Raw genomic sequence first — 5,336 nt, 5'->3', positions numbered from 1 at the left:
ATCATCCCGGACCGTAGCGTGAACGTGCCTCACGTGACGTAGTTTGCGGACACGCCTGGCGAGACAGTGCTCCAGCTTGTGACTGTGACTTGCAGCGGTAGGCGGCGCGCTTCTCGCAGCGCTATGTGGCCGGCGCTGGCCTTACGCGATCTACTCCGTAAGGAGATCGGCTACCGGCGAATCAATGTCGGTGAAGGGTGGACTGCCTGGCCAGAAGAAGGAGGTACGGCGGCTTGTCGTCGTCGGTGAGCACCTGAAGTGTTTGACCAATACCCATGCCATCGACAGCCGAGCGGATCAGTGCGTCGGCGAGGTCTGCGGTGGAGGTGGACACGCCGGGCTCGTGGCCAGCCGGGCAGCGGTAGTCGGTGACGCGGTCGGCGGCGAAGAGCCCGGCAGGACGGCCGATGGTCCAGTCCCGGTCACTCTCGCGGAGGATCGCCTCCATACGCCGCATGTCGTCGTAGATCGTCCGATTGATGGTGGCTAGCAGGCGGGCGAAGAAGAACCGGTATAGCGCCGGTTCGTCGCCCACCCCGTCTTCGTCCAGCTCTTTAGAGGAGACGCACACGATCCGCCGCACGTCCTGATCACGCATCGCCGCGATGATGGTGGCGGTTCCAGCTGAGTAGGTCGTCACGGGCTTCCGGCTAGGAAGGACACCGACGGTCGAGATCACGGCCCCGGCATCGCGGATGGCTGCTGCGACCTCGACCGGATCGTGGACGTCGGCACTGACCACGCGCAGCAGCGGTGCGGACGGGCCGAAGGCATCGGGGCGGCGGGTGACCGCCGTGACCGCGTGACCAGTTGAGAGTGCCTGACCGACCACCGCGCGACCGACCGGGCCGGAGGCGCCAAACACAGAGATGTTCATCGCCCCCCACGTTAGCCGAGGCACCCCCGGGGGGCCGGCACCCTTCACGCGACGCACGCATTCGTCGGCATCAACCGCATAGGGATCGTCGTGTCGGACGGATGAGAGCGCGGGCAGGAACGAGTGGCCCGCAGGGCCGCTCGCCGTGCAACCGGTCTCTTTTCCCAGTGTGGGGTGTAGACAGTGCGTATGAGTGAGCTGACGATGTCCAGGTCTGAGCGTGAAACTTTCCTGGCGGACCTTCACGTGGGTGTCATCACCGTGGCCCGCGATGGGCAGGCCCCGTTGGCGGCGCCAGTCTGGTACCGCTACCAGCCAGGGGGCGACGTGCTGTTCGACTGCGCGGCGGCGAGCGAGAAGATCAAACTGTTGGAACGATCGGGCCAGGCGAGCCTCTGTGTGCAGAACGACGTGATGCCGTACAAGTACGTCACCGTCGAAGGCCCGATCGTCGTCGGCCATGCCGACGATGAGCTGCAACGCTCGCTCGCCCACCGCTACCTCGGCCCGCAGGTTGGCGATATCTACCTTGTCTCGGTCTCCGACACTGCGCGTCGCGTCGTTCGTCTCACCCCGACCCGCTGGCGCACGACCGACTACACCGCACTCGCCGCGAGATTGATGGCAGCCGCCCGCGCATAGGTGTTGACCGTCACGTTGTGTGGAGATGATCGCGTCATCGTGAGATGACGCTGATGGCAGGTCGCCCGATCGATCCGGCCGTTTTGTGTGCGACGCCAGGGTTAACACGAACCCGGAGGTGGCTGGCCGGGCCAGGGGTGACACCTTGAGTTGGTGCTCATCGTGTCGCTGCGCCCGTCGTTAAAACCTTTGCGCAGCAACGGTTGCGGCGAACGTGACGGCAGGTGCAGGCTGTAACACCAGTTCCCCCTTACCCGCCGGCCGGTCGGGAAGGCAGGCTGGACCGGTGCAGACAGCGAGGGCCAGTGATCACGGTGGTATACCCCGACGCGGCGCGGGTTGCGCTGGCCGCGGGCCGGTTGGCCTGCCCCGAGCCGGGCTGCGAGGGACGGCTGCGAGTCTGGTCGCGGGCTAGGGCTCGGCAAGTCTGTCGGTTGACCCTGGTCTCCGAGGATCCCGACAAGTTGGTGGGACAACTGCACGGACACGACCTTGAGAAGCCGTCGGCCACGGGCTCTGAGGTCTGACAGGTTCGGCGAGTTCCTACAACCCGCGCGCCCTGTGGGGGGCTGCTGGCTGCTGGTCGTTCCTTTCTACGATAATCGCTAATTTAGAAGCCGGTGACGCCGGTGATGGGTTGACCGTCCACGAGCAGGGGGTGACGGTTCCACTGGTTCACGGCGCTGTCCAGGGCCGCGAACTCGAGGACGTCGCCGCCGCTGCCGGGTGGGGTGACCCGCACCACGGCGTCGAAGTTGCCGTGCACGTTGTCGCCGCGGAACGTGGTCTGCAGGAACGACACCCCGACCGGGGTGGCGCCCAACTGGAAGGTTCCAGGGCCGCGGCTGACCCCCGCGTACGAAAGCTCATGAACCTTGACCCAGCTGAACTGCGCCGGCCCGGGATCGTTCAGCCGGGCGTAGTGCACCAGCCGGTCACCCTGGGGGACCACCAGCTCATAGTTGCCGACCCCACCCCAGTTGCCCTGAATCAAGTTTGCGGAGTCCGGGCTGGGGATGTCGATCCGCTTAAGTGAAGGGATAGTTCCCGCTGGCCCGATCACAGTAGGGCCGGTCCAGGCGTCGGCCCCGACAACGCTCATCACCTTCAGCGCACCGTCGGAGCCAGCGAATACCGCGTCCAGCTGGTCCCTTGGGGTCGGGTTGATCTGCAGGCCTAACGCGAGCGGCCCACCCGAAGCAGCGGTGCCAGGCGCTGCGACCGTGATGGGACCGTTCCACCTTCCGGTCTCCACCACCCAGGTCACGTTGACCGAGCCGTCCGGCCCGACGAAAACCGCATCCAGCTGCTGCACGCCCGCCGCCTGGAGCTGGAACTCCACCGCCACTGCGCTACCCGCCACCGCGCTACCCGGCGGTGTGATCGCAACCGGCCCGTTCCAGCTGCCTGCACCGATCACCCACATCAGGTTCACCGACCCATTCGGGGCGACGAAGAAGGCATCCAACTGCCCCAGCTGACCTCTGTCCACGACCGGCGGCAATCCTTGATGCGCCAGGCTGATCGCAGAACCCCGCGCGGCGGTCCCGGCGGGCGCAATCGACACCGGCGGCAGCCATGACCCCGAACCGGTGGCGGCCGTCACCAGAATGTCACCGTCAAATCCCACGAACACCGCGTCCGACTGCATGAGCCCGTTTCCCTGGGACTGGGACTCGACTGCTACCGGGCTACCCGCTGCCGCCGACCCCGGACCGGCCACCACGCCGGGACCCTGCCATGTGTCGCCCACCCGCGACATCGACCGCACCGAACCGTCCAGGGCTACGAACAGGGCGTCCAACTCGGCAGCACCCACATCCCCCAGGGACACCGGGCTAGCTGGTGCCGCGGTCCACGGCGGTGCAATGACCAGCGGGCCGTTCCACGGTCCGGCGTCGACAACCCACATCGTCTTGATCGATCCGTCGGGCCCCACGAACACCGCGTCAAGCCGGTCGGGCGGGCTTCGGAACTTCAGAGAGATCGGGCTCCCGGGTACGGCGGAACCAGCAGGAGCAATCGTCTGTGGGGCATGCCACGGGCCGCTACCAGTCCCCGCCTCCGTCACAAACGCCACCGCCACCGAGCCGTCGGCTGGGACGAAGAGCACGTCCAGCTGTAACTGCCCATTGCCCAAACCCTGGTTCCGCACCCAGCTTCGCCCGGACCCGCACAGGTCGAACCCGGCAACACCACCCGGGTCCGAACCTGGGTCGTTTCCCTGGCCGATATCGCTCAGGTCACCGTCACCCGCCATTGGTATGACCGCCCCACTTTCGTCGGCTTCTTCGAAGTGGCTGCATCAGCAGCGGCCTCCCAAGAATAATGCTGCAACCAGTGAGCCTGCCGCAAGGGCCGCCGATTTCAACCGCACGGCTCATTGGGGAGTGGATCCTTAGATCTCGCGCAGCGTCGGGCGGACTCGCTGTGAACCGCGGGTCTCAACTCACTCTGACAGGCAGGGCGTTGGTCGGGACACTGCCTTCGTGGGCTTCTACGAGACGCTGGGTTTCATCGTGCTCGGACCCGCTTTTCGCCACCCATTGCATGGCGACGTCGGTCTGCACCTCATGTTCTGCCCCCCCCGGAGCTGAGCTGAGCAACAGCCCGCCCGAATAGGCTGACAACCGTTCCGTGTACGTGGCCGTCCGAGGACGTGTCAAGTAGATGAGAAACAGCGGTGATGCCACGGTGAGACCCCACTCAGCCGTAGAGGAGCCGATCGGAGAGGACAAGGAGGGGACCTCACAACATGCCGGCCTGCAACGCGAACGCGGCCCCCGTTCCGCACCCGCACATGGTGCCCCCCGCCCGGATGTTGGGCTGATACGCGCGGGATGGACCCGTGCGAGTTGCGAAAGGTCCTCGCCATGTCAGCCCCGCGCATCGACATCCCTCCGAACACCAATGGTCTGCCTGGTCTTGCCGCCCTCGAGTCGATGGTGGGCGCCCTGCTCACGTTTGGCCTCGTGGCCGCGGTCGCCGGGGTCGCCATCTCCTCGATCGCCTGGGCGATCGGGTCACACTCGTCGAACCCGCACGTCGCCGGGAAGGGCAAGACCGGCGTCCTGGTGGCGGGTGGCGCCGCGCTGCTGATCGGCGCCGCGAACGCGCTCGTTACGTTTTTCAACACCGTCGGCCACACGGTCCAATGACCATGAAGCCAATCGCCTCCTCACACCCCCTTCGCCGGCGTAGCGCGGCGGCCCTAGCAGTCGGACTCCTGGTCGCCGCGACGGTGGTCCTCGGCGCCCACGTCGTGACACGCAAAACCGAGCCACCGGCGCACGCAGTCGTATCGCCAGCAGCCACCACCTCGCTGCCGGAAGGCCAGCCGTCAGCCGGATCGGCGCGGCAGCCCGAGGCCAGTATCGACACCGTCGTTGCCGCCGAGCTCAACCGGATCCGGGACCTCCCGCCCGTCAGCACACCCAGCGAAGCGCAACCGCGGATCACCGGCGACCCCATGACACAGCCGGATCTCTTCGCCGCAGAGTTCGTTCGTCGCCTCCTGACCCAGGACTTCCGAACCCCCCGCGACGCTCATGTGGCGTGGGTGCAGTCCGAGTCCTCCGTCACGACCGAGCCCCTCGTCGTCGGACTGGTCCCGGCCGATCTGCGTGACCGGCTCGCGGTCTTCACCGTGACTGACAACGGGGACGGCTCAGCGTTGGTCCCACCGGCCGGCACCTGGCACACCCTCGCGGCACACGCGGCGTACGACACCGCGACGGTGGACCAGGTGATCGAGCCCCTCGCGTGGCGCAACGCGGTCGCCGCGGGCCGGGTCACCGACCCGGGCGTCACCTGCCGC

At 66.9% G+C, this 5,336-nt stretch carries 5 protein-coding genes; 3 read left to right on the top strand and 2 right to left on the bottom strand.

Annotated elements, in window-relative coordinates; all coding sequences use genetic code 11:
* Positions 1-181: 181 nt before the first annotated feature.
* Positions 182-877 (bottom strand): NAD(P)H-binding protein, encoded by a 696-nt coding sequence (locus tag Q0R63_RS17940; protein ID WP_295700350.1) that lies wholly within the window; start codon positions 875-877, stop codon positions 182-184.
* Positions 878-1,066: 189 nt separating this feature from the next.
* Here Q0R63_RS17940 and Q0R63_RS17935 point away from each other — a divergent pair, with 189 nt between their 5' ends.
* Complete coding sequence (locus Q0R63_RS17935; protein ID WP_295700348.1) at positions 1,067-1,519, top strand: pyridoxamine 5'-phosphate oxidase family protein; 453 nt, start codon at positions 1,067-1,069, stop codon at positions 1,517-1,519.
* Between the two features lie 610 nt (positions 1,520-2,129).
* On the opposite strand, the gene Q0R63_RS17930 is transcribed toward Q0R63_RS17935, so the two are convergent.
* The gene (locus tag Q0R63_RS17930; RefSeq protein WP_295700346.1) at positions 2,130-3,779 is read right to left on the bottom strand and encodes a hypothetical protein; all 1,650 of its coding nucleotides are present in this window, start codon (positions 3,777-3,779) and stop codon (positions 2,130-2,132) included.
* Between the two features lie 613 nt (positions 3,780-4,392).
* Between Q0R63_RS17930 and Q0R63_RS17925 the strand changes: the two genes are divergently transcribed.
* Both Q0R63_RS17925 and Q0R63_RS17920 read left to right on the top strand, forming a co-directional pair.
* Complete coding sequence (locus tag Q0R63_RS17925; protein ID WP_295700344.1) at positions 4,393-4,677, top strand: DUF6112 family protein; 285 nt, start codon at positions 4,393-4,395, stop codon at positions 4,675-4,677.
* A gap of 2 nt (positions 4,678-4,679) precedes the next feature.
* Positions 4,680-5,336 (top strand): hypothetical protein (locus Q0R63_RS17920; RefSeq protein ID WP_295700341.1); only part of this gene is annotated, 657 nt, incomplete at its 3' end.

This window comes from Lapillicoccus sp., assembly GCF_025353065.1.
GTDB lineage: Bacteria > Actinomycetota > Actinomycetes > Actinomycetales > Dermatophilaceae > Lapillicoccus.
This window is presented reverse-complemented; position numbering and strand designations above follow the sequence as displayed.

Coding starts and splice junctions, on each gene's coding strand:
- Q0R63_RS17940 (WP_295700350.1), bottom strand. CDS start 877: ATGAACATCTCTGTGTTTGGCGCCTCCGGCCCGGTCGGTCGCGCGGTG.
- Q0R63_RS17935 (WP_295700348.1), top strand. CDS start 1,067: ATGAGTGAGCTGACGATGTCCAGGTCTGAGCGTGAAACTTTCCTGGCG.
- Q0R63_RS17930 (WP_295700346.1), bottom strand. CDS start 3,779: ATGGCGGGTGACGGTGACCTGAGCGATATCGGCCAGGGAAACGACCCA.
- Q0R63_RS17925 (WP_295700344.1), top strand. CDS start 4,393: ATGTCAGCCCCGCGCATCGACATCCCTCCGAACACCAATGGTCTGCCT.